At 59.8% G+C, this 24,401-nt stretch carries 18 protein-coding genes; 4 read left to right on the top strand and 14 right to left on the bottom strand.

Annotated elements, in window-relative coordinates; genetic code table 11:
* Positions 1-21: 21 nt before the first annotated feature.
* Positions 22-711: a phosphate regulon transcriptional regulator PhoB gene (gene phoB / locus AB7933_RS00405; RefSeq protein WP_003176964.1), complete on the bottom strand. Its 690-nt coding sequence runs from the start codon at positions 709-711 to the stop codon at positions 22-24.
* A gap of 154 nt (positions 712-865) precedes the next feature.
* On the opposite strand from phoB, the gene AB7933_RS00400 reads away from it, so the two are divergent.
* Positions 866-1,246 (top strand): hypothetical protein, encoded by a 381-nt coding sequence (locus AB7933_RS00400; protein WP_024078146.1) that lies wholly within the window; start codon positions 866-868, stop codon positions 1,244-1,246.
* 119 nt (positions 1,247-1,365) lie between these two features.
* On the opposite strand, the gene ubiA is transcribed toward AB7933_RS00400, so the two are convergent.
* Entirely contained in the window at positions 1,366-2,256 is an 891-nt protein-coding gene (ubiA, locus tag AB7933_RS00395) for a 4-hydroxybenzoate octaprenyltransferase (RefSeq protein ID WP_024078145.1), read from the bottom strand.
* Complete coding sequence (locus AB7933_RS00390) at positions 2,256-2,819, bottom strand: chorismate--pyruvate lyase family protein (protein ID WP_024078144.1); 564 nt, start codon at positions 2,817-2,819, stop codon at positions 2,256-2,258. The genes ubiA and AB7933_RS00390 overlap by 1 nt, the downstream gene beginning before the upstream one ends.
* A 197-nt stretch (positions 2,820-3,016) precedes the next feature.
* Here AB7933_RS00390 and AB7933_RS00385 point away from each other — a divergent pair, with 197 nt between their 5' ends.
* The 3 genes from AB7933_RS00385 to AB7933_RS00375 all read left to right on the top strand — a co-directional run bounded on the left by AB7933_RS00385 (position 3,017) and on the right by AB7933_RS00375 (position 4,836).
* On the top strand, positions 3,017-3,184 hold the full coding sequence (locus AB7933_RS00385) for a rubredoxin (protein WP_003213373.1): 168 nt from the start codon (positions 3,017-3,019) through the stop codon (positions 3,182-3,184).
* A gap of 36 nt (positions 3,185-3,220) precedes the next feature.
* Complete coding sequence (locus tag AB7933_RS00380) at positions 3,221-4,369, top strand: NAD(P)/FAD-dependent oxidoreductase (RefSeq protein WP_024078143.1); 1,149 nt, start codon at positions 3,221-3,223, stop codon at positions 4,367-4,369.
* 191 nt (positions 4,370-4,560) lie between these two features.
* The gene (locus tag AB7933_RS00375) at positions 4,561-4,836 is read left to right on the top strand and encodes an HU family DNA-binding protein (RefSeq protein ID WP_003176958.1); all 276 of its coding nucleotides are present in this window, start codon (positions 4,561-4,563) and stop codon (positions 4,834-4,836) included.
* Between the two features lie 127 nt (positions 4,837-4,963).
* Here the strand turns inward: AB7933_RS00375 and AB7933_RS00370 are convergent, their stop codons facing one another.
* The 11 genes from AB7933_RS00370 to AB7933_RS00320 all read right to left on the bottom strand — a co-directional run bounded on the left by AB7933_RS00370 (position 4,964) and on the right by AB7933_RS00320 (position 24,332).
* Positions 4,964-5,494, bottom strand: a complete 531-nt coding sequence (locus tag AB7933_RS00370; protein WP_024078142.1) for a hypothetical protein — start codon at positions 5,492-5,494, stop codon at positions 4,964-4,966.
* Between the two features lie 20 nt (positions 5,495-5,514).
* Positions 5,515-9,951 carry an RHS repeat-associated core domain-containing protein gene (locus AB7933_RS00365; RefSeq protein WP_024078141.1) on the bottom strand — a complete coding sequence of 1,479 codons (4,437 nt, stop codon included), beginning with the start codon at positions 9,949-9,951 and terminating at the stop codon, positions 5,515-5,517.
* Positions 9,952-10,103: 152 nt separating this feature from the next.
* Positions 10,104-10,703, bottom strand: a complete 600-nt coding sequence (locus AB7933_RS00360) for a hypothetical protein (protein WP_024078140.1) — start codon at positions 10,701-10,703, stop codon at positions 10,104-10,106.
* A gap of 16 nt (positions 10,704-10,719) precedes the next feature.
* Positions 10,720-15,174, bottom strand: a complete 4,455-nt coding sequence (locus tag AB7933_RS00355) for an RHS repeat-associated core domain-containing protein (protein WP_024078139.1) — start codon at positions 15,172-15,174, stop codon at positions 10,720-10,722.
* A 12-nt stretch (positions 15,175-15,186) separates the two neighbouring features.
* The gene (locus tag AB7933_RS00350) at positions 15,187-15,621 is read right to left on the bottom strand and encodes a DcrB-related protein (protein ID WP_024078138.1); all 435 of its coding nucleotides are present in this window, start codon (positions 15,619-15,621) and stop codon (positions 15,187-15,189) included.
* Positions 15,622-15,636: 15 nt separating this feature from the next.
* On the bottom strand, positions 15,637-17,577 hold the full coding sequence (locus tag AB7933_RS00345) for a type VI secretion system Vgr family protein (RefSeq protein ID WP_024078137.1): 1,941 nt from the start codon (positions 17,575-17,577) through the stop codon (positions 15,637-15,639).
* 147 nt (positions 17,578-17,724) lie between these two features.
* On the bottom strand, positions 17,725-20,379 hold the full coding sequence (gene tssH / locus AB7933_RS00340; protein ID WP_024078136.1) for a type VI secretion system ATPase TssH: 2,655 nt from the start codon (positions 20,377-20,379) through the stop codon (positions 17,725-17,727).
* Positions 20,372-21,415, bottom strand: a complete 1,044-nt coding sequence (gene tssG / locus AB7933_RS00335) for a type VI secretion system baseplate subunit TssG (protein ID WP_024078135.1) — start codon at positions 21,413-21,415, stop codon at positions 20,372-20,374. Before tssG ends, tssH begins: the two co-directional genes overlap by 8 nt.
* On the bottom strand, positions 21,379-23,238 hold the full coding sequence (tssF, locus tag AB7933_RS00330; RefSeq protein WP_024078134.1) for a type VI secretion system baseplate subunit TssF: 1,860 nt from the start codon (positions 23,236-23,238) through the stop codon (positions 21,379-21,381). Before tssF ends, tssG begins: the two co-directional genes overlap by 37 nt.
* Entirely contained in the window at positions 23,235-23,750 is a 516-nt protein-coding gene (tssE, locus tag AB7933_RS00325; RefSeq protein ID WP_027608263.1) for a type VI secretion system baseplate subunit TssE, read from the bottom strand. Before tssE ends, tssF begins: the two co-directional genes overlap by 4 nt.
* 93 nt (positions 23,751-23,843) lie before the next feature.
* Entirely contained in the window at positions 23,844-24,332 is a 489-nt protein-coding gene (locus tag AB7933_RS00320; RefSeq protein ID WP_024078132.1) for an Hcp family type VI secretion system effector, read from the bottom strand.
* Positions 24,333-24,401: the final 69 nt, after the last annotated feature.

Genomic DNA, 24,401 nt, shown 5'->3' with positions numbered 1-24,401 from the left:
TTAAATCAGGAAGTGGCTGGCTCAGCCCTTGGTGGAAAACCGATAGCCGGTGCCGCGCACGGTTTGTACCAGATTCTCGTAAGCGTCGCCCAAGGCTTTGCGCAGGCGACGGATGTGCACGTCCACGGTGCGCTCTTCCACATACACGTTGCCGCCCCACACCTGGTCCAGCAATTGGCCACGGGTGTAGGCGCGCTCCTGGTGGGTCATGAAAAATTGCAGCAGGCGGTATTCGGTCGGGCCCATCTCGGCAGGCTTGCCGTCGATGGTCACGCGGTGGCTGATCGGGTCCAGCAGCAGGCCGCCCACTTCGATCGGTGCTTCGCCATCGGTAGGACCGGCACGGCGCAGTACCGCTTTCAGACGAGCGACCAGCTCCCGTGGGGAAAATGGCTTGGTGATGTAGTCGTCGGCGCCGACTTCCAGGCCCTGGATCTTGTTGTCCTCTTCGCCCTTGGCGGTGAGCATGATGATCGGGATATCCCCGGTCAGCTCATCACGCTTGAGGCGGCGGGCCAGTTCGATACCGGAGGTGCCCGGCAGCATCCAGTCCAGCAGGATCAGGTCCGGCTTGCGGTCGACGATGATGGCATGGGCCTGCTGGGAGTTTTCCGCCTCCAGGCAGTCATAGCCGGCCATTTCCAACGCAACGGCGATCATCTCGCGAATGGGCGCTTCGTCGTCAACGATCAGAATGCTCCTGCCAACCATGCCTAAAATCCTCTTGTCATTTAACTGTCTTGCGCCGCATTAGATAACGGAATTATTGCAGTCGTGTGACAGTAATTTAGCCGCTTGGGCAATTCCCGCCCGTGTGGACTACGCTTTGAGTCCGAATCCTGACAACCACAAAAGGAAGGTTCCGATGACTTACAGTACTTTTTCCTGGAAAGCCTTGCTGGTAACGGTGGCGTTGACGCTGCCGACCCTGGCGTTTGCCGCAGAGCCGGCGATGACGAAAGATGGGGTGTTGGTGGATCACAAAGGCATGACGCTCTACACCTTCGCCAAGGATGCCGATGGCAAGTCCATGTGTAACGACAAGTGCGCTGCCAACTGGCCGCCGTTGATGGCCGAATCCACCGACAAGCCCATGGGCAAGTGGACCGTCATCACCCGAGACGATCAAAAGAGCCAATGGGCCTACAGCGGCAAGCCCCTCTATACCTTCGTCATGGACAAAAAGGCCGGTGACATGACCGGCGACGGCAAAATGGACGGGGCCTGGAAAGTCGCCAAGCCCTGATCCTGCTTCGTGGCTAAAACATCGCGGGTAGGCCCGCTCCCACCTTTTGATGTGTGAATACATTCAAACGTGGGAGGGGGCTTGCCCCCGATGAGGCCCGACCAGACACTGCAAACACCTCAGCGAAACGCGTAATCCGCCACAATCCCGACAAAAATCGCCAACCCGGCCCAGTGGTTGTGCAAAAACGCCTTGAAGCATTTCATCCGGTCCCTGTCGCGGGTGTACCAGAACTCCCAGGCAAAGCAGCCTGCCGCCGCCAGCAACCCCAGGTGGAACCAGCCCCCCAGTTCAAACCTTGCGCCGGCCAGCAACAGGCACAGCAGCGCCAGGCCTTGCAGGGTCAGGATGATCACCCGGTCTGCATCGCCGAACAGAATGGCCGTGGATTTGACGCCGATCTTCAGGTCGTCATCGCGGTCGGTCATTGCGTAATAGGTGTCGTAGCCCACCGTCCACAGCAGGTTGGCTATATACAGCAGCCAGGCGGTGGCGGGCAGGTGGCCGGTTTCGGCGGTGAACGCCATCGGCATGCCCCAGGAAAACGCCGCGCCCAACACCACCTGGGGGTAATAGGTGTAGCGCTTCATGAACGGGTAGCTGGCCGCCAGTGCCAGGCCGCCCAGCGACAACCAGATGGTTGTGGCGTTGGTCAGCAGTACCAGCAGGAAGCTGATCAGCATCAGTACCGCAAAGAACACCAGGGCCTCTTTTGAACTGATCTTGCCGCAGGCCAGCGGGCGTTGCGCGGTGCGCTTCACATGGCCGTCGACCTTGCGGTCGGCCCAGTCGTTGATCACGCAACCGCCGGCGCGGGTCAGCACCACACCCAATACGAAAATCACGATATTGAGGAGGGCCGGCGAGCCCTTGCCGGCGATCCACAGCGCCCACAGCGTCGGCCACAGCAACAGGTAGATGCCGATGGGCTTGTCCATGCGGGTCAACTGAATGAAATCCCAGGCCCTGGGGTTCAGGCGGTTCAAGGATTTGAGCAGACGTTGATACATCAGCAATTCTCCGGATGGTCATGCAGCGCGTGCCAGAAACTCGGCAGGAAGACTTCCGCCACCAGCACGCTCAGCGGCCCACGATCAAAGCGTGAGCGGCGTGCCCACAGCCCGTCGGCCTGGTCCGTGGTGGGCAGCCATTGGCGAGGGTAACGGCACACCTCGATGGCTTGGCGGGTGAACGCGTGATCGCAAAACAGCAATTCGCCCAGGGAGCGGCTGCCCAATTCGTCCATATGCAAGCCGTCGCCCTGCAATGCGCTGCGCGCCGCCACACTGCGGGCAAATACCCACGGTTGGCCATGCCCGCGCAAATACACCTCGCGCACCCAACCGATACTGGCCGGGGGCATGTGCAGCGCCGCGCATTCATCATCGCGCAGCGGCTGCCAGCCTTCGAACAGCGGCGTCACGCTGAAGCCATCGTTGGACAGCCACGTCAGCCGGCGCGTCAGCGAGCCTTCGTCGAACAGCCAGTCGAGGGTCACGGGCGCGGGCGCAGGGGTCAGAAGGCTCTGGGTCAGCCATTGGCAAACATCGGGAAGGGCGATTGAGTGCGGCACGGTGAGTCAGTATTGGCAGCAAAAGAGGCGGCGAGCTTACCATGGCGTCCTGACCTTTTGCCGGGCCGAGCCAGCGCCTTGCGTCGATCGAGCTTGCATCTCCCGGCCCCGATCAGTACAAAACGCCCTGAGCCGCGCGGCAACGCTGGATCCATCGACCGCCGGCCAACCTGCCTGGACCCTGAGGAAGCAAGTAAATGAAGAAGTGGCAATGTGTAGTCTGCGGCCTGATCTATGACGAAAAAGACGGCTGGCCGGATGATGGTATCGCTCCGGGCACCCTGTGGCAGGACGTCCCGGAAGACTGGCTGTGCCCGGACTGCGGCGTCGGCAAGATGGATTTCGAAATGATCGAAATCGGCTAATTTTCAGTTTCAGAACCGTACTACAAGGAGAAAGGAATGAACGCACCTGTCGTGATCATCGGCACAGGATTGGCCGGCTACAACGTGGCCCGGGAGTTTCGCAAGCTCGACAGCGAGACCCCATTGCTGCTGATCACCGCGGATGACGGGCGCTCCTACTCCAAGCCCATGCTCTCCACCGGCTTTGGCAAGAACAAGGACGCCGATGGCCTGAGCATGGCTGAACCGGGCGCGATGGCCGAGCAACTCAAGGCTGAAGTGCGTACCCACACACGCATCACTGGCATCGACCCAGGTCACAAGCGCCTGTGGATTGGCGAGGAAGCCGTGGCCTATCGCGACCTGGTCCTGGCCTGGGGCGCAGAAACCGTGCGGGTGCCGGTGGAAGGCGATGCATCCGAGCTGATTTTCCCCATCAACGACCTTGAAGATTACGCACGCTTTCGTACTGCGGCCGCCGGCAAGCGCCGCGTACTGCTGCTGGGCGCGGGCCTGATCGGCTGCGAATTCGCCAATGACCTGATCCTCGGCGGCTATGAAATCGACCTGGTCGCGCCCTGCGAGCAAGTCATGCCGACCCTGTTGCACCCCGCGGCGGCAGCGGCAGTGCAGGCGGGGCTGGAAGGCCTGGGGGCGCGTTTCCACCTGGGCCCGGTGCTCAATCGCCTGCAACGCACGGCAGACGGGCTTGAAGCCCACTTGTCCGACGGCGAGGTGGTCGCCTGTGACCTGGTGGTGTCAGCCATCGGCCTGCGCCCGCGCATCGACCTGGCGGCTGCCGCCGGCCTGCAAACCAACCGCGGGATCATGGTGGATCGCCACCTCAAGACCTCCCACGCCAATATCTACGCCCTGGGCGACTGCGCCGAAGTCGACGGCTTGAACCTGCTCTACGTCATGCCCCTGATGACCTGTGCCCGCGCCCTGGCCCAGACCCTGGCCGGCAACGCCACCGCCGTCAGCTACGGCCCGATGCCCGTCACCGTGAAGACCCCGGTCTGCCCGCTGGTGGTTTCGCCACCGCCACGGGGCGCCGAAGGGGTCTGGAGCGTCGAAGGCCAGGGCGCCGACATCAAGGCCCTGTGCCGCGACGCCAGCGGCCGCCTGCTGGGTTATGCGCTGACCGGCAACGCCGTGATGGAAAAACTTGCCCTCAACAAAGAACTTCCGCCGTTGCTGGCGTAAATACCGGTCGTTCTGTCGGAATAAGCACATTTTTTACCCTAGAAAGGTCGCCGCGAGACTGGCGCGGCGTACGAGGGCATGCCATCCTCACTCCCGTCTGCCGCAGAGTAGAGCCTGCGGCGCTTTGGGCGCTGCTCCACAGACGAGCAGCACGGACATAACAACAAAAAACCGTCAAAGAGGCTTCATTTATGCGTAAACCAGAACTCGCAGCCGCCATCGCTGAAAAAGCGGATCTCACCAAAGAACAGGCCAACCGCGTCCTCAACGCCGTTCTCGAAGAAATCACCGGCGCCCTGCACCGCAAGGACAGCGTCACCCTGGTTGGTTTCGGCACCTTCCTGCAACGCCACCGTGGCGCCCGCACCGGCAAAAACCCGCAAACCGGTGAGCCTGTGAAAATCAAGGCGAGCAACACCGTTGCGTTCAAGCCGGGTAAATCGCTTAAAGACACCGTCAACGCGTAAGCAGTGCCGTCTCGACAGGGGGCGGGGTGGTAGGAAAAATGGGCACGCCGACTGGGTCGGGTGCCCATTTTTTGTGGACGGATATTGTGTGGTGGGGCAGCCAACCCCCTGTTTTTTGATCTTTATCTTAACTAATCAAAAAGTCATGGTGGCTGGTGATAGTGACCGGTCTGTTTTTCAGCAGATCGTTAATGATCGAGTGCTGAGCGTCGAATTCTTCCTTTAGCGTACGCTCCCAGACGGGGTCATCTTCTGTTTGCGCGTAGTGATCAATCAGATTAATGATCACCTCAAGGGCGTAGGCAAGGTTCTCCGTGTCGGTTGCGCTGTTAAGTGCAGAATTGAAACCCGCCAACGAATAGGTTTCGTGTGCCTCGGGTTCCTCATAGTTGGCAGCATACTCATCCATTGTGTCCAGCAGGTGTTGAAGTTTGTGCTGATAGGACGAGATGTTGCCTTGAAGAATAGAATCAACAATAGTTTCTTTGCTGTCGCTGATACCCAGTTTTTGCTGAATAACAGTCAGGGTATTTGGCAAGCTGAATAAGCCATTGACACACCAGGCCGATAAAAAAATAGTTTGCTTATCGGACAAATTTTTAAGGCTGTTCTGAATGAAGGCCTGATAGTTGTCTATCTCGTCGACGATATTAAACATCATGATTGTCCTGTAAGTTTTTAATCGAAAATGCCGCCGGAAGCATCCACATGAGGCTGGCAATTTGAACAGGATGCGTTGGTTTGTTTACCACCCCACGACACGCCCCATTTTTCGACTTTTGCACCTTCTGGCAGGTTTCTGATGATAACCCGTTCAGCATGGTTTTCCAGTTTCGCCTGTGTCGGGTCCGCGTTACTGCTTCGTACCTTCGTGCCTGACAATATGTTTTCAGGTGGTATACCCATTTCAGCGGCGAGTTTTCTTTGTGCAGGGGAGAGTGTGCCGCCGCTGCCAGCCACGTAATGTGTAGTTTTTCCATTGATCGTGACCTCCGCGATGGCGACGGTTGAATTCCGTTTGGCGAACGGATCTCTCGCCACGTCATGTATTTTTCGAGCCTTGGCACTGAGGGAGCAACTTAATCCCAGCGGGTCGATCCAGCCAATCGGATTGGGCGCGTACTGGTAGAGATTGAGTCCGCCTGCCAGCCCGATAGGGTCCCGGGTGGTAAACCGCCCTACATCAGGGTCGTAAAAGCGGAACGTGTTGTAGTGCAGACCGGTTTCTCTATCGAGGTACTGGCCTTGGTATCTCAGGTTTTGCCCTTCGATGTAATACGGTTCTTGCACTTCTTGGAGGGTATTGCCCCAAACTTTATAAGTGGCCTCCCAGACAGGGCTTCCGTCCGCTTCAGTCAGTTGTAGGGGCGATCCATTAACGTCGTTATGGTAATACCTGATTTTTTGCTGGTGACCGCGGCCATCGACACGCGCCAAAGGCTCGTATCCGCTGGTGGCATACAGGTATAAGCTTTTCTGACTGTTATGTTGCTCCTCGAGTAGTTTTAAACCGTCCCATAAGAACGTGGTTTTGTTTGTCTGAAACCCATTGCGCCACTCACATTTTTCCTGACGCCTGCCCAAAGGGTCATACTTCATGCAAATCACGGAGTCCCCAGCAGTACCGTGATTTCGAACTTCAATCAGGCGATGCTCAGCGTCGTATCTGAAGCTCTGTAGACCGCGTTGGCTGCTTCTTTTTTCGATCACCCGGCCAAATCCGTCGTAACGGAAGCGCTTGTCTTGATAGGTGATTAATTTGTTGTGTACGACCAGGCCTGCTCCTTGTTGCGACCCATCCAGCAGATTTGCCGCCGCGTCATAAGCGAATATTTCTGCTTGTCCTTGGATATCGCCCTGGCTGGCAATAATCCGCCCCGTAGCGTCGTAATGCAGAAGCTGGTGGCGCTGTCCCTTGGCGTGTTGATCTCGCTTTAAGGCCAGGTTGTTTGCGAGGTCGTATTCGAAGTTGCTTTGCTCTGCACTGGGCAACAGCGACGCCTGTTGCGTGTATCTGCGTTGACGAGACCTTAACCTGCCACTGCGGTCATACCCCAAGTAAGTACTGATCTGCCCCTGGGTACGCATGACTTCGCGATGCAAGCGGTCGCGCTCAAAGTCACTGATGATGACGCCGTCTAAGTTGATTTGATGGAGGTGGCCACTGCCGTAGAACAATCGATTTATCCAGCGTCCGTCGGGCAATTGGGTTTGTGTCAGGTTACCCAACTCATCGTAATGATGGCGCAAACTCCCAGCTGGGCTGGCCTCCTCCAGAAGTTGGCCGAGTGCATCATACGAAAAGCCCAGCGCTTGCGAATTGCCTTGGTGATCCGTAAACGTCACTGCGAGCAATTGGTTGAGTACGTCATAAACGTATTCGGTCCGGCCATCGTCGGTAACTTTAGCTGTCAGGCGCCCGATTGCATCCCGCTCCAGCCGGTGAACAATAGGTTTAGCCCTGGTGGGCGGTACAACTGAAAGCCCTGTGCCATAAAGTGCGGGCACAGATTCCACGCTGGCCAAGTTATCCAGCGTATCGTAGGCGTAGTACTTGGCACTGCCGTCGAGATCCTGCTGTTTCTCAAGCCGGTCACCGGCGTCCCAGGTAAACAGATAACGTTCGCCATTTTCATTGGTCAGCGCCTGCAGCCTCCCGAAGGCATCGTAGCCAAACTCGACCGTACGACCGTGGGCATCTGTGCGCTGTGACACCTGCCCGCGACGGTTGCGTCGATAGTGCGTGGTATGGCCGGCAGCGTTGGTGTGGCTGACCAATTGCCCGTTTGCATTGCGCTGAAAATAGTCCATCTGCCCGTCGGGTGATTGGCTGGTTAGCAGCCGTCCTTTGGCATCAACACTGAAATGGGAGCGTTCTCCCAGCGCATCGGTAATCGTCTGCAAAAAGCCACGTTCGTCATAGCTGAACCGTGTCGGGTAGCCCGAGCAGTCAATGTACTCAATGAGCTGGCCGAATTGATTCCAGCGCATTCGTTTGCTTTTGCCCGCGGCATCAATGATTTCTACGATCTGCCCATGAGCGTCATAACGGTACTGCGTGCTATAGCCCAATGGGTCAGTTTCTCGGATGCAGTTTCCGCGTGAGTCGTATTGATACGTCCAACTATTGCCCGCCGCATCAATTTGAAATCGAGGCAGCGCCCAATGCGGCAGCCACACGGTAGAGTCACTGCGTCCCAAGGGGTCGTGTTCGCCAATCAGGTTTCCCGAATCGTCATAGCTGAACGCATATCGCCCCCCTTTCGGATCGGTTGCACTGAGTAACTGACGCTCGTCATTCCACTCAAACAACCACGTCTGGCCCAAGTTGTCCGTGTAAGAGACAATTTGATGTTGGCTATTCCACAACCGGGTGCTGACACGCTGCAGGCTGTCGGTGATCCGAGTAATGCCCGCTTGCAGGTCATATTCAAATCTGTACTCGTCCCCTTCATCCGTCCAATGCCGGATAACCCTCCACTCCATCTGGTCAATCAACGCCCACTCATAGAAACAACGCAACCCTGTGGGCAACTGGTGTTCGACCATTCGCTGGCTGCTGTCATAAGCGAAACGTCTTTGAGTCTGGCCGGTAGCATCGCTGACGTGCGCCAGATCACCGGCTGCATCGAAGCTATAAAGGGCAAGGGGTTCTCGCCGGTGGTCGGGGTACACGCGGACAATCTGACAGACACGATTACGTTCGCGCGTCAGTTCAATCTGTATCAAGTCAAAGGTATCTCGCAGCCGAACCAGTTGACCTCGCTCGTCATAATCAAGATAAATCCGGTTGTCATTGCGGTCGCCCAATTGACTCAGGCGCAGAAATGCCGAGTCTCCAGGGGCGCTGTCGAACAGGCGGTACAGCCCGTCTTCACTCTCGATCAGCACCTGCCCGTTACGGTGACGTCGAATGCTCAAGCCCTCGCCGGCACTGAACATCGCAGTACCCAGCGGCATAGCCCCCAGATGGATGCGTCGTGCCTGTTCGTCGGTGTAGACCAGGTCTTCGCCACCATCTGGGTGAGGCAAGATTTCGATGCAGACCTCATACGAAACGCTCCATCCTGCGCCAAACATCCCGTTGCGACGTTTATCCCGGCTGTTATAAAAGCGTTGCCAAGTGATCGGCAGTATCCCTGGCAGTACGAAATCCATTTCGGTATTACCGCCCAGCACCTTTGCTCCCGTCGCCGCATGTACCGGATTGGGCGAGCCCATCGTTGCATTTGCCGCTGCCCCCATAGCCTGGCTGACCGCATAGGACGTGACTCCGCTAAGCAACATGCAAGGCAGGTCGCTCAGCGTCTTGCCCTTCGCTCCCTTGAGCATCATCAGCACTTCAATCGCCAACCCAACGCCTGGGGTTTTCCCGCTGCGAATCTCCTGTACCACCACCGTACCGCCGCCAATCGTGACATTCGGCGAGATCAGGCCCGAGGACACTACCGTCGCGTCGCACATGCTGCGGTCACCACTGCGCACGGCGGGCTGGCCGTTGATGGTTACTTTGTCGGAACCCTCCGCCAGAAGTTGCGGGGGCATCGGCGGATGACGGGCGCACAGGACCATATCGGTGAGGGCTGGAACGACACCAGGCGCGGGCGTGGCGACGGTCGGCCGCCATAGCTGCGAGAAGAAGCCCTCGGCCATATCCAGGAAGCCGGGCTCGGCTTGTGGCGCGGTGTCGGGTTCCGGCGGCGGGAGTTCAAGCTCCGTGCCTGCGGGCGCCACATGCGAGGGAATGGAGCCTGCCGCACGCGCAGCGGGGATGCTATTGACGAAAGTGTCGGCCGAGCCTACCGCAATCGTGGCTTCCACCACCGGTGGAAACAGCGCGTTGGCGAAACTCTCGCACATTTTACTGAGGCCCTTGTCGGCCCCCGTCTTGCTCATGGCCATGCCGACGACAATGCCGACTACCGCGCCGAGGATGCAGCCACCAATGCCGGCAGTAGCGACCGTCACACCAATCGCCGCCGCCACCGCAGCAGTCGCCAGAGCAGTGATCGCCACGTTGGCCGCCACCTCCAGCACACCGCCAAGAATGTCGGCCATCATGGAGGTGTGGGTCAGCGCATCGCCCATCCGGGCAGCCCATAACGCGTCAGACATGCGTGGTGCTCAGGGATGTGCCGATTCTATTGAGACTTTCCATAGTCAGTCAGCTGCCACTGTGTGGTTAAGGCATGCTCATCAATGCTGTTCTCATGCGCGGATCCTCAAGGCAGTCGACAGGCCGTACGTTGTCTTTGGCACAATCCGTCTTAGCCGTAGAAGTAATCGAAAAAACGTTCGAAGTTCTCCTCGCCCAGCAACGGGCTGACCTCTTTCGTCAGCAATTTTACAAATTTGGGGGAAAGCTCGTCGTCATCGTTGTAAATGTCAAAGATGTCGAATTTTCCGTGAACAATTTCGATAGTTTTGGCGAATGCCAAGAGGAAATCAGCCAGGGAGTTGGCAATCTTGAACGGCTCGACGACATCGTAGCTCGCCCACACTGGAGTCCCGGGAGTGTCCGTAACGGCGATAATCGGTTTTCCGCCGCCAATATCATCCATGAAAACCAGATACTGGGCAGGCCAATTCCCGTTTACCTGGGTCTTGTTCGAATCGCCATCCCATTTATAGCCAACTTGGCCGTCTTCCAAAGCGCTCAAGTTGAAGAAGCAGATCGGCGTCAGACCGGTTTCAACTTCAACATCAACTGGCTCACAGTTATCGTAGAAATAGTCGGTTTCTGCCGAGCGCGGTAACGTCTGCGGCCATTTTGCGTTGGCATGGCTGCTTTTTTCGAAGCTTCCTTCGATATCGAATTTTTTGTGGACGCGGCGCAACTCTTTAAATGCGTTGTCAAGGGCGCTCATGTTCTTCTCCAATGGATTATTTACCGCAGCCGGCTTTTCTGCCGGGTGTTCTAAGACGGTCGATCAATCGGCCTTTGCCTGAGTTGGCATAATTCTTTCGGTGCCCTTGAGGGCTGTTCAAATGTTCGTCCACACCACTTGGGTGTTTCGAGTTTTGCAAGAAAACAATGTTCCTCGGGTCACCTTTCCAGGCCTTGCCCAAGGCACCGTTACCTTCGACGCTGTTGATATGGTGACCGGTGTAGCCTGCTTTGGACATCTTAGAGTTCAGGCGAGCGTTGCTCTTTGTATTCTTGATCAGCTCGCGTTCCTCATCCGTCCAGTTTCGTGAGCCGCCACCGCGTAGAACCAGATCCCGTTCTTCGCCCCATGCCCTATTGATTGCCGTACCGCGGCCACCCGCTTTCGGGGTGACGGACGCCTTGGGTTTGTAACGTATCAAATCCTCAGGATTCAAGCCGTAGGGGTCGATCCAGGTCAGTGGATTTGTCGAATACAGGTAAAGGTTCAGCCCCCCTGCAAGGCCGATAGGGTCGGGGGTAGTGAAGCGGCCGATATCCGGATCGTAGAAACGGAATATGTTGTGATGCAAGCCGGTTTCACGGTCCAGGTACTGGCCCTGAAACCTCAGGTTTTGTTCTTCGATGTAGTAGGGTTCACGAATTTCCTGAACCGTGTTTCCCCAAATTCGATAGCTGGCTTGCCAGACGGTCTGACCTTCAGCTTCCGAGAGCAGTTCGGGCAGACCGTTTAGGTCATTGTGGTAATAGCGAACTTTCTGCTGGATGCCACTGCCATCAACGCGAGCGAGAGGCTCGTGACTATCGTCCCCGTATATGTAAAGGCTGGTCTGGGCGTGCTTGTGTTCTTGCAGCAGGCGCAGTCCATCCCAAGTAAAGCGGGTCTCGCTCAACAAATAGCCATTCCCGTCGTAGGTCGCCTTGGCAGTTCTTCGTCCTATAGGGTCGTAGGTCATTTTTACGACAGACCGCTGCCCGCCGTGCTCATTGTGGACCTCAATCAAGCGATGTTCGGCGTCATAGGCAAAGCGCTGGATGCCGCGATTTGCGCTGCGTTTTTCGATCATTCGACCGAAACCGTCGTAACGATAACGTTTGTCCTGATACGTCAGGACCTTGTTGTGCTGTACCAGCCCGGCACCAGGTTGCGGAGCATCCAGAAGGTTCGCAGCTGCATCATAGGAATAGGTTTCGCGTTGGCCTACGAGATTGTCTTGGCTAGCGACCACCCGGTCGGTTGCGTCGTAGTGCAGCAGTTGCCTGCGTTGGCCGCTCGGCGTCTGCTCGAGCTTGCCAATCAGGTTGTCGCTGGGGTCATACTCGAAATGCTTTTGTACCGCAGCAGGAAGTACCGATGCTCGAGTGATCTGACCTCGTTCACGGGAGCGCAATCGCCCACAACGGTCATAGTGATGACGCGTGCTGAGATGTCCTTGGGTACGCAGTACTTCGCGGTGCAGGCGATCGCGCTCGAAGTCGCTGATAACCTGACCGTCGAGATTTATTTGATGGAGGTGCCCACTGCCGTAGTGCAAGCGGTTGAGCCAGCGCCCGTCGGGAAGGCGAGTCTGACTCAGGTTGCCGAGCTCGTCATAGTTATGTTGCAGGGTGCCAGTCGCGCTTTTCTCTTCGATCAGTTGACCAACGCTGTCGTAGTCAAAGTTGATCGCTTGTTGCCTGCCGGCATTGTCGGTAAATGTGACGGCCTTGAGTTGATCCAGCGAGTCGTAGGTGTATTCCGTTCGTCCATCATCAGTGATCTTGACCCGCAGGCGGCCAACAGCGTCGCGCTCAAAGCAATGCACGATGGATGCTTCGGGAGTTACAGGGACTGATGCCATTCCGCTGCCCAGAGGGGCAGGAATAGATTCCATCCGCTTAATGTTGTTCAGTGCGTCGTAATGATAGCGGCGCACGCTACCGTCCAGGTCCTGCTGCTCAGCCACGCGGTCGTTGGCGTCCCAGGAGAAACGGTACCGCTCACCGTTTTCGTTGCACAGAGTTTTAAGGCGGCCATAGCGGTCGTATTCAAAGTTGACTTGGCGGCCGTGCGCATCAAGCCGCTGACTGACCTGTCCCTGGCGATTGCGTTGATAGTAGGTAGAGTGCCCGGAGAAGTCGGTATGTGCGATCAGTTGACCGCTGGTGTCGCGTTGAAAGTGTTCAATGCGTCCATCAGGCAGCTGAGTACTCAGCACCAGGCCCCGAGCATCGTAAACAAACGTTGTGCGCTCACCCAATGCATCGGTGACAGCCTGCAAATAGCCTCTTTCGTCATACTTGAAACGGGTCGGGTAACCTGAGCAGTCAATATGCTCAATAAGTTGGCCGAATGGGTTCCAGCGCATCCTTTTGCTTTTTCCCGCTGCGTCGATGACCTCCACCAACTGCCCGTGATCGTCATAGCGATACTGCGAAACATGACCCTGCGGGTCCGTTTCAGCAATGCAGTTACCTCGCTGGTCATAACGTAAGTGCCAGGTGTTGCCTTCGCTGTCCGTGCCAGATACTGGTAAAGCCCAATGCTCAAGCCACGTAGTGGATTCGCTGCGGCCCAGCGGGTCGGTCTCGCCGATCAGGTTGCCAGCGTCGTCGTAGCTGTATGCAAAGCGCCCGCCCAGCGGATCGGTGGCGCTGAGCAATTGGCGCTCGTCGTTCCACTCGAACAGCCATGTTTGCGCGAGGTTGTCGCAGTAGCGAACGATCTGGTGCTGGGTGTTCCAGTGGCGGGTACTGACGCGTTGCAAGCCGTCGGTAATGCGCGTGATACCGGCCTGCAAGTCATAGTCGAACTGGTAGGCGTCGCCTTCGTCGGTCCAGTGCCGGACCACGCGCCATTCCACGTCTTCAACCAAGGCCCATTCGTAGAAACAGCGCAGACCGGTAGGTAACTGGTGCTCCACCATGCGCCGACCACTGTCGTAGCAGAAGCGCCGCTGCACCTGGCCAGTGGCATCGCGGACCTCCGCCAGGTTGCCAGTAGCGTCGTAGCCGTAACTGACGAGCACTTCGCGGCGTTGATCGGGGTAAAGACGTTCGAGCCGCATCACGTGGCCTTGATCGCGGATCAACTCCACTTGCACCAGATCGAATGTATCGCGCAGCCGAATCAGTCGCCCGGCTTCGTCATAATCGACATGGATACGGTTGTCGTTGCGGTCGCCGAGCTGGCTGAGGCGCAGCAATGAAGGGTTGGCAGAGGGTTCAAACAAGCGATACAGCCCGTCATCGCTCTCTATCAGCAATTGCCCGTTGAGGTGTCGGCGCACGGCCAGCCCCTCACCGGCGCTGAACACCGCGCCGCCCAGGGGAATACTGCCCATGTCGATAGGCCGACCCTGTTCATCGGTGTAGACCAGCGTTTCGCCGCCCTCGGGATGGGGACGAATTTCGACGCACACCTCATACGGCACGCTCCAGCCCGCGCCGAACAAACTGCCCGTGCGTTCGTCGCGGCTGTTGTAGAAACGTTGCCAATCAATCGGCAGGATGCCCGGCAGTACGAAATCCAGCTCATTATCGCCGCCCAACACCTTGGCACCGGTGGCAGCATGCACCGGGTTCGACGAGCCCATGGCCGCATTGGCCATCGCCCCCATCGCACTGCTCACGGCCATCGAGGTCGCACCGCCGATCAACATGCACGGCAGCTTGCTGAAGAACTTGCCCTTGCCGCCCTTGAGCATCAACAACGCGGTGACCGCCAGCCCCACACCCGGCGTCTTGCCGCTGCGAATCTCGCGCACCACCACCGAGCCGCCACCAATGGTCACGTTGGATGAAATCAACCCGGACGACACCACGGTCGCATCGCACGTACTGCGATCACCGCTGCGCACCGCCGGCTGGCCGTTGATCGTGACCTTGTCCGAGCCCTCGGCCAGAAACTGCGGTGGCATCGGTGGATGCTTCATGCAGGTGACCAGATCCAGCGGCTTGGGTACGGCGCCCGGCGCCGGGGTGGCAACCGTGGGCCGCCACATCTGCGAGAAGAAGCTTTCGGCCATGTCGAGGTAACTGGCTTCGGGCTCTGGCTGGGGGGCTTCCAGCTCGGTACCGGCCGGCGCTACATGGGAGCTGATCGCCCCGGCGGCGCGGGCGGCAGGAATGCTGTTGGTCAGGGTATCGGTGGAGCCGGTCAGAATGTTGGCCTGCACCGTGGGCGGAAACAGCGCGTTGCTGAAGCTATCGCATAAATTCGTGAGCCCTTTGTCCGCCCCTGTCTTGCTCATGGCCAGGCCGACAATCGTGCCCACCACCGCGCCCAGCAGGAAGCACCCCAGCCCGCCGGTGGCGACGGTAATACCGGTGGCCGCGACCACGGCAGCAGTCGCCACGGCGGTGATTGCGATATTGGCCGCCACCTCCAGCACCCCGCCGAGGATGTCAGCCATCATCGAGGTGTGGGACAGCGCATCGCCCATCCGGGCCGCCCATAACGCGTCAGACATGCAGGTAGCTCATCAAGAAATCGCGTCGAACGACAGCGAGTTTTTGATCAATGCCCAATGCGCCGCCTCGGCATCACCCAGCTTGTCCGCCTTCACATAACTCAACGCGAGCATCTTGCGTGTGCCCGGTATCACCAGGGCCAACTGATACTGAAACACCTTGTCATTGCCCTTGTTGAACTGGCTGCGCAGCTCGATGCCTTCGACCTCTTGCGCGGCGCCCAGGCGCACATCCACACCCGGTTGATAGCGCAAGTCCTGCACCTGTTTTTCCAGGCGCTGGAGCTGGTCGTTGAAGTTGCTGTGCAGGGTTTCGCCCTCGGCGAGCAGGCTGCGGCTGACGATCAGGGAGGTGCCCAGTTCGGGGAACTTGAGGATGTTGATCGTCGCGTCCTGCAACTCACTGGCGGGCAGTTGAAACTGGAATTCGTTGATTCGGTACGTCATGGAAAACAGGTCTCGTCAGGAACTTTTAGGCGCGGGAAACGCGGCTTTGATATTGGCGTCGATGGCGCCTTTCTGGCCCTGGCCATCGGGCGTGGCGCCGGGGCCGCCGCCGTTGTTCAGGTGCAGCACGCCGCCGGTATTGAACTCGGCATCGCCACTGGCGTAGAAACTGATTTGCACGCCAGTCAGGTTGATCTGCCCGCTGGCGTTGAGCTCCAGGATGCTTTCACCGCAGACCAGGCGCAGGTTTTCACCGACTTCGATGACGTAGCTCTGGCTGATGCTGTCGGTCTTCCTCTGGCCCACCGAGAGGATGTCTTCCTGCTTGACGATGCGCAGGCGGTTGTTGCCGATGGTCACCGTCTCGTTGTGCCCGATGCTCTTGTTGCGGTCATGCCCCACCGAGTGACTTTCGTCCACTTCGACGACGATGTCCTGGTTACGCTCGGCATGGATGTACAACTGCTCCAACCCCTTCTTGTCCTCCATGCGGATTTCATTGAAATTGGCCGGCGTGCCGCCCTTGCTCGAGCGGCTCTTCATGCCGCTCTGGGTCGCATTTTCCGGCAGGTCGTAGGGCACCGTCTGCTCCGCGTTGTACACCCGCCCGGTGATGATCGGCCGGTCGGGATCACCTTCCAGAAAGCTCACAATCACTTCCTGGCCGATGCGTGGAATCTGCATCGAGCCCCAGTTCTTGCCGGCCCAGGATTGCGAGACGCGTATCCAGCACGAGCTGTTTTCGTTGGATTGGTCGTGACGGTCCCAGTAGAAGTGCACCTTCACGCGGCCGTACTGGTCGGTCCAGATTTCCTCGCCTTTGGGGCCCACCACCAGCGCGGTCTGAGGGCCTTTGACGATCGGGCGGTGGGTGCTCGCCAGTGGGCGGAAGCTTTGCTGGGCGTCGATGCAGGTCAGGCTGCTTTCGAACTGCGCCGCGCCTGAACCGCCGCCGCTTTCCAGGCTTTCCTGGACGATGTAGTAACGGCAGCCGACGATCAGGTATTCGCGGTTCTGGTCCTGGCGGCTGAAGCCGGTGAGGCTGAACAGGTGGCCCGAGCCCAGGCCGCGGGCGTTGCCGCTGAACTCGATCTGCTCATGCAGGGTTTGCAGGGCTTCGATGCGGGTACGTGCGTAGTGTTCGCCGTCTGCGCTTTGCACGTAGGTGCCGGGGTAGTCGTACAGCGGGTAGTCGCCCGCGGTGTGCGGGCGCGGCATGGCCGAGCGCACGTCGATGCTCGCGCTGGGGCGCTGGAAGTCGTAGTCGTTGAGCTCCAGCGAGCCCGGCTGCACTTGCTGCGCCAGGTGCCAGTTGTGCATGTGGTCGCGTTCGCGTTGCTGCTCGTCCTTGGGGTAGTAGGGGATCGACGCGTAGCCCGGCACCGTGGTGTGGGCGCCATAGGCATCGGCCAGCACCAGCACATGGCGGTCCTGCTCATGGCGGAAGAAGTAGTAGATGCCTTCCTGTTCCATCAGGCGGCTGACGAAATCGAAACTGGTCTCGCGGTACTGCACGCAGTATTCCCACTCGCGATACGGCCGGCTCAGGGCGTCTTCGAAGTCGGAAAAGCCCAGGTCACGGAACACCTGCTTGATGATCTGCGGGATGCTCAGGTTCTGGAAAATCCGGCAATCGGACGTACGGCTGAGCAGCCACAGCCATGGGCGTAGCGTCACCTGGTAGCTGGCGAACTGGCCCTGGTCGATGCTCTGGCTGCACTGCGCGACGATGCCGTGGAAATGCCGTTCGCCACCGTCCGCCAGTTGCAGGCCCACGCTCATCGGCTTGCCGAGCAACTGGTTGAGGTCGATGTTGGCGTCCAGGGACGTCAGTTGCAGCTCGTAGGTGAACAGGCGCCCCAGCTCTTCGCCGCCGCCCATTTCATTGAGCAGCAGCACATCCGGCCCGAGGGGGCTGGTGATCTTGGCCAGGCGTGAGGCTTGGTTGAATAGCATCGAAGTACCCTAATAACTGAAGGAACCCAGTCCAAATGTGGGAGGGGGCTTGCCCCCGATAGCAGTGTGTCAGGTGATGCATTGGTGACTGATTCACCGCCATCGGGGGCAAGCCCCCTCCCACATGTTGAGCTGTATTCCGTCAGATCAATCGTTGAACTGGTAGTGCAGCTCATTATCCCGGCTGCTGATGCGCACACCCGCCAGCGCCTTGCCCTCAAGCATGCGCGTGAGGAATTCACGGCTCATGTCGGGCAGCAGGCTGTTGGTGAGGATGGTGTCGATCATGCGCCCGCCGCTTTCGGTTTCGGTGCAGCGCGAGACGATCAGGTCGACCACCGCGTCGTCGTAGTCGAAGGCGACCTTGTGCGTATTTTCCACACGCTTCTTGATGCGGTTGAGTTGCAGGCGGGTGATCGCCTTGAGCATCTCATCGCTGAGCGGGTAGTAAGGAATGGTCACCAGGCGGCCGAGCAAGGCTGGCGGGAAGATCTCCAGCAGCGGCTGTCGCAGGGCCTTGGCGATTTCTTCCGGCTCGGGAATGTTCGCCGGGTCCTTGCACACCTGGGAAATCAGCTCGGTACCGGCGTTGGTGGTCAGCAGGATCAGGGTGTTCTTGAAGTCGATCACCCGGCCTTCGCCGTCTTCCATCACGCCCTTGTCGAACACTTGGAAGAAGATCTCATGCACGTCCGGGTGGGCTTTCTCCACCTCGTCCAGCAGGACCACGCTGTAAGGTTTGCGCCGCACCGCTTCGGTCAGCACGCCGCCTTCGCCGTAGCCGATATAGCCCGGTGGCGCACCCTTGAGGGTCGACACGGTATGGGCTTCCTGGAACTCGCTCATGTTGATGGTGATCACGTTCTGCTCGCCGCCGTACATGGCTTCGGCCAGGGCCAGGGCGGTTTCGGTCTTGCCCACGCCCGAGGTGCCGGCCAGCATGAACACACCGATCGGCTTGCTCGGGTTATCGAGGCCGGCCCGGGAGGTCTGGATGCGCTTGGCGATCATCTGCAGGGCGTGGTCCTGGCCGATGATGCGTTTTTTCAGGTGCTGGTCGAGGTTGAGCACGGTTTCCAGTTCGTTGCGGGCCATGCGGCCCACCGGGATACCGGTCCAGTCGGCGACCACCGAGGCCACGGCCTGGTAATCCACGGTCGGCAGGATCAACGGGGTTTCGCCTTGCAGCGCGGTGAGGCGCTGTTGCAGATCGACCAGTTTTGCACGCAGCTCATCGTTGCCACTGTCTACAACCCCGGCCTTTTCGCGCAGGGTTGCACGGGTGGCGAGCAACTCATCCACCAACGCTTTCTCTTCGGCCCAGCGGCTTTCCAACGTGGCCAGGCGCTCGCGCTCGGCGCTCAGCAAGGCTTCGCTGTTGCTCTGGCGCGCGCCAATCGCAATGCCGATGGCATGCTCGCGGGCGATGATTTGCAGCTCGGTTTCCAGGGCTTCGATGCGGCGACGGCTGTCGTCCACTTCGGCCGGCACCGCGTGCAGGCTGATGGCGACGCGGGCGCAGGCGGTGTCCAGCAGGCTCACGGATTTGTCCGGCAACTGGCGCGCGGGGATGTAGCGGTGAGACAGCTTCACCGAGGCTTCCAGGGCTTCATCGAGGATCTGCACCTGGTGGTGTTTCTCCATGGTCGACGCCACGCCGCGCATCATCAGCAGCGCCTTGTCTTCCGACGGCTCGGCCACCTGTACCACTTGGAAACGACGGGTCAGGGCCGGGTCTTTCTCGATGTGTTTTTTGTACTCGGCCCAGGTCGTCGCGGCCACGGTACGCAGGGTGCCACGGGCCAGGGCGGGCTTGAGCAGGTTGGCGGCATCACCGGTCCCGGCGGCACCACCGGCACCTACGAGGGTGTGGGCTTCGTCGATAAACAGAATGATCGGCTTGGGTGAGGCCTGGACGTCTTCAATGACCTGGCGCAGGCGCTGTTCGAACTCGCCTTTCATGCTGGCGCCGGCTTGCAGCAGGCCCACGTCGAGGCTGCGCAGTTCCACGTCTTTCAGCGCGGGCGGCACGTCGCCGGCGACGATGCGCAGGGCAAAACCTTCGACCACGGCGGTCTTGCCGACGCCGGCTTCGCCGGTGAGGATCGGGTTGTTCTGGCGGCGACGCATGAGGATGTCCACCAGTTGGCGGATCTCTTCGTCACGGCCCACGATCGGATCGAGCTTGCCGCTGCGTGCCTGCTCGGTCAGGTCGACGGTGAAACGCTTGAGGGCCTCCTGCTTGCCCATCGCACTCGGCGCCATGGCACCGCTGGCTTCGCCTGGAACGCCGGCATTAAAACCATCGCTGGCGCTGAGGGCGTTTTCCGGCGAGTCGCCGACGTATTCGTCAAAGCGTTCGCTCAGGGCTTCGGCCTTGATCTTGTCGAACTCAGACGACAGGCCGAGCAACGCATGGCGCAGGCTTGGGGTCTTGAGGATGCCCAGCACCAGGTAACCGGTGCGCACCTGGCTTTCGCCGAACATCAGGCTGCCATAGACCCAGCCGCGCTCCACGGCTTCTTCCACATGGGAAGACAGGTCGGTGATCGAGGTCGAACCACGCGGCAGGCGGTCCAGGGCTTCGGTGAGGTCACGGGCCAGGCGTGCCGGTTCCACGTTGAACTGGCGGATGATGCGGTGCAGGTCCGAGTCCTGCAGTTGCAGCAACTGGTGAAACCAGTGGGCCAGTTCCACGTACGGGTTGCCCCGCAGCTTGCAGAACACGGTGGCGGCTTCGATGGCCTTGTAGGCCACGCTGTTGAGTTTGCCGAACAACGCGGCGCGACTGATTTCACCCATGCTCTGGATTCCTTGAGGTGGTGGCTTGATCGGCGTAATGCCGGGCCAGGATTAGGTCGTTGGCATCAACCGCAGGGCGGCCAAGCCAGGTGTTGAAGCCCAGGCGGAACTGGCCGTTGAGTTGCAGCGCCGGCACTTCGGGTTGTTGCAAAACCAGGTTCAAGTCCCAGTCCAATTCATGGCCCAGGTACTCGGCCACCCAGGCCACCAGCTCATTGAACGGCGACTGGCCAGGCAGCATGCCCATGTAGTCGTCCAGCTTGAGTGGGCCCAGGCGGATACGGAATTTATGCTGGCGGTCCCACACGTGGCTGCCCAGGCAGAAGTCCACGCCCAGTTGGTTGGCGCTGACGCCCACGCGGCTGCGCTCGGGCAGTTCCAGCCATTGGCCGACGTATTCTTCGATCTCCACCGGCAGGCCGAAATACTCGCCGAGGATCGCCTTCAAACCGTCCGGGTAGCGGGTTTGCGCCGACAGATGGCCGCTGTAATGCAGCTTCGCGGTATCAGGGATGAGCCCCTGATTCAGCAGGCTTGGCATCCCGCGACCACTCAGTGCGGCGAGGCGTGCAGACCAGTAGTCATCGTCCGGGCGGTCGTGGCTGACCGTCGGCCGTGCCTCGGCCCAGGCCCGGTAGAATAGGCTCAGCAGGCGGTGGTGGAAGATATCCAGGAACTGCTTGCTGGTGCTGTCGGCGTTGTTGCGCTGGCGTTCGCGCACGTATTCGGTGATATGCAGCGGCAGCGGGCCGTTGGGGCCGCCAAGGCCGAAGAAGAATTGCTCCAGCCGCGCCGGCTTGCCGTCGCCACCGGGATCGACCGAGGCCAGCGTAGCCGGGGCGAAAGTGCAATCGGCCTGCTGCCCCAGGCGCAGCGGGTCATCCGCCAGGCGCAGGGAATGGCCCAGGCGCGGCAGCTCGGGCGATTCGCACTCGATACGCCGCAATGCCTGGAAGAAATCGTATTCCCAGGGCTCCTGATGCATCGCATCCAAAGTACTCACAGGGTCGGACGACGCCCGGGCTTGGCTTTCCATCGCATGATCTCGCCGCGTTCGGTGGTACGGATCACCGTCTCGGTAAAACTGTTGATCGACACGTAGCGTGCCAGGAAGCGTTCCAGCACCGCACCGAGCAGGAACACGCCGGTGCCGCGAAACGCGTTTTCATCAAACTCCAAGGTAATTTCCAGGCCACGACCAAACACAATCGGGCCGGGCATCGGCAAGCGGCGAGTGACCGCCTTGCTGCTGACCTCACGCAGGCCTTCGATCTGCAATTGCAGGGCGGCGTCGTTGCTGTCGCCGTACAGGCGTAGCAGTTCGCGCAATGCCGCCGCGCCCTGGCCCTGTTCGCTCAGGGACAAATAGTTGAGGGACAACTGGCTGATCAGGCGCCAGGCCTTGGCATCATGGGCATGGCTGGCGCGCGGGCGGCTTGGCCCGGCGACGCAACGCACGGATAAAACCGGCGCACTGTCGGCCAGGGTGAAGTCGGTCTTGCCGTTGCCCACGCTCATGAACAGCGGCAAATCGCGGTTGGTGCACAACGCGGTCACGCCAAGCTGGCGCAGGTCGTGGCGATACGGCGCCTGGCGGCTGTCGACCAGGCTGACAAAGGTTTCGCTGCCCACATAGGTGGAGCGCGGGCCGTTGCGGCGCTGGTCGCTGGACAACACCCGTGGCTCGCGGCGCACGGTGTAGTAAGCCTGGTCGCGGCCATACCGCGATGGATCGCGTACCGCATAGAACGGCAAAAATGGCTGCTCTGGCCCGGTGCCGTGGCCGGTGATGCCGCTCAACGAATGAATCTCGAAATCCATCGGCCGCGTGCGGTCGGCGATCACATGGTGTTCGTTGACCCGGTCGGACAAGTGGATACGGTCCACGCGCTTCGGGAACAGGTTGATCGCCGGGGTGCAGAACGGCAAAAACTGCGCCGCGCCGACGCTGCCTTCCAGGCTCGGTTCGTGACGGTCGAACAGCACGATCAGTTCCAGTTCCTGGCCGTCGCAACGCTTGACCGCACGGCTCAGCTCGGCGAACTCGACGAACAGGAAGCGGTGGGGCAGGGCGAAGTACTCCTGCAACAGGCGGTAGCCCTGGAACGCTCGCGCCACCACTGGCATGGCGGCATCGGCGTCGTCGAAGCCCCGCGAGCGCAATGCGCCTTGTGGCAGGCGTTCGACCCAATCGCCACCGGGCTTGCGCGCAAACACCGCGCAGGCGTTGCCCAGCAGTTGTTCGTAAAGGCGGAACGGCTGCTCGTCGGCACCGCTGAGGTACAGCGGCAGGTTGTCCAGGTCGAGGCTGTTGAACGGCAATTCGGCGCCGGTGCGCAGGGTCAGTCGCAAGCCGGCCTTGGCTTTCGGCTCACTGGCGGCCAGGCGCCCGAGCACGGCGGCGGGGTTGCCGAAGTACTCGGCGCCACTGACCTGCAACGGCCACAACGTCACCGGATGCGCGGTGCGGTACTCGCAGCAGGTCTGGGTTTCGCGGCCCAAGGCGGCGCGCAACACGGTGTCGTGCGGCAGCGGGAAGCCGCTGGCCAGGGAGCCTTCATCGGGATCGGTCTGCAACTGCACCACGGTCATCGACGGGGTCGGCGCCAGGTAGTGCGGGTAGGCGATTTCCAGCAGGTTGTGGGTGAAGGTCGGGTACTCGGCGTCGAGCTTGAGCTGCACGCGGGCAGTGAGGTAGGCAAAGCCCTCCAGCAAGCGTTCGACGTACGGGTCGGCGCAGTCCATACCGGACAGGGTCAGCCGACTGGCGATCTTCGGGTATTCCTTGGCGAACTCGGCGGCGCTTTCGCGCACGTGGTGCAGTTCCTGGTTGTACAGCTCCAGCAGGCGCGGGTTCATGGGCGCCTCCGCTGGTCGGCATTGACCACGCGCACATGGCCGGATTCCAGGTCGAGGTCGGTTTGCAGCAACAGGCGCAATGGCACCGGCTGCGCCCACAGGTCGCCTTCGATCTCGAAACTCAGGGCGTTGTGATTCATCTCGCCATGGCCGACGCGGGCTTTGACGCGCAGGGTGTGGCGCAGGATGCGTGGTTCAAAGGTGGCGATCGCCTGGTAGATCAGGGCTTCCAGGGCCTTGATATCAACGCTGGAAACGCTGTTGCCCGCCAGCGCCGGCAGGCCGTAATTGACCACCGAGGTGCCTGCTTGTGTGTGCAGCGTGGCATCGGCATCGAGCAACGACGTGGTGTTGAGCAGCCACGCCAGGTCGCGCAGCACCGAGGCCTTCAATTGGGTCAGGGACAATACGCGTTTATCCGCGCTTTCCTTGGGATTGGTTGGGTCGTCGTCGGTCAACCGGTCCAGCAGGGACGGTTGCAGACGGTCGCGGGAAGCGATTTCAGTTACCACCAAAGCAGCTCCACGGACGGGTTGTGAGAGGGACGCTCGTTCAGAGGGGCAGGGGCTTGTGGCCGTGGCGCAAAGCCACGGCCACAAAGGCTATCAGCGCTTGGTGTTGGAACGGATGTTCCAGCCAAACTTGATCGCGCCGCCGTCTTTGGTGCCGTCGGCTTTCTGCGGCTGGTAGTCGACCATCACTTGGGCGAAGTTCAGGGTGACGTTTTCAGTCAGGCGGTCATCGCTGCCCGAACCGCCGGTGCTCAGGGACGTGACCAGCACTTCTTCCAGGTTGATGATCATGTACTCGACCTGGCTTTCGCCACCGGCCTTGCGCACGGTCAGCTTGACCTTGTCGATGTGCTTGCCGCTGGCGCAGTGCATCATCAGGTTCGGCGACGCCTTGTCGACGTACTTGGTCAGCGACAGGTCCTGGATATTCACCTTGCCCGCGCCGCCGCCACCGCCGACGTGCATGTTGCCGGACTGGGACATGCCCCAGCTCCAGTTCAGCACGTCGATCTCGTCCTTGTGGGCCTTGTCCATGGACTCGCCCTTGATGTCGCCGATCTTGATGAAAATATCAACAGCCATGTTTTCTCCCTGTGTGGTCTCAGCCACAGTATTTGTTAACGCCGCCGACCCCTGTAGGAGCGAGCTTGC

The organism is Pseudomonas gorinensis (assembly GCF_042015035.1).
Taxonomy (GTDB): domain Bacteria; phylum Pseudomonadota; class Gammaproteobacteria; order Pseudomonadales; family Pseudomonadaceae; genus Aquipseudomonas; species Aquipseudomonas gorinensis.
The sequence above is the reverse complement of the archived record's forward strand: the minus strand, read 5'-3'. Positions and strand labels throughout refer to the sequence as shown.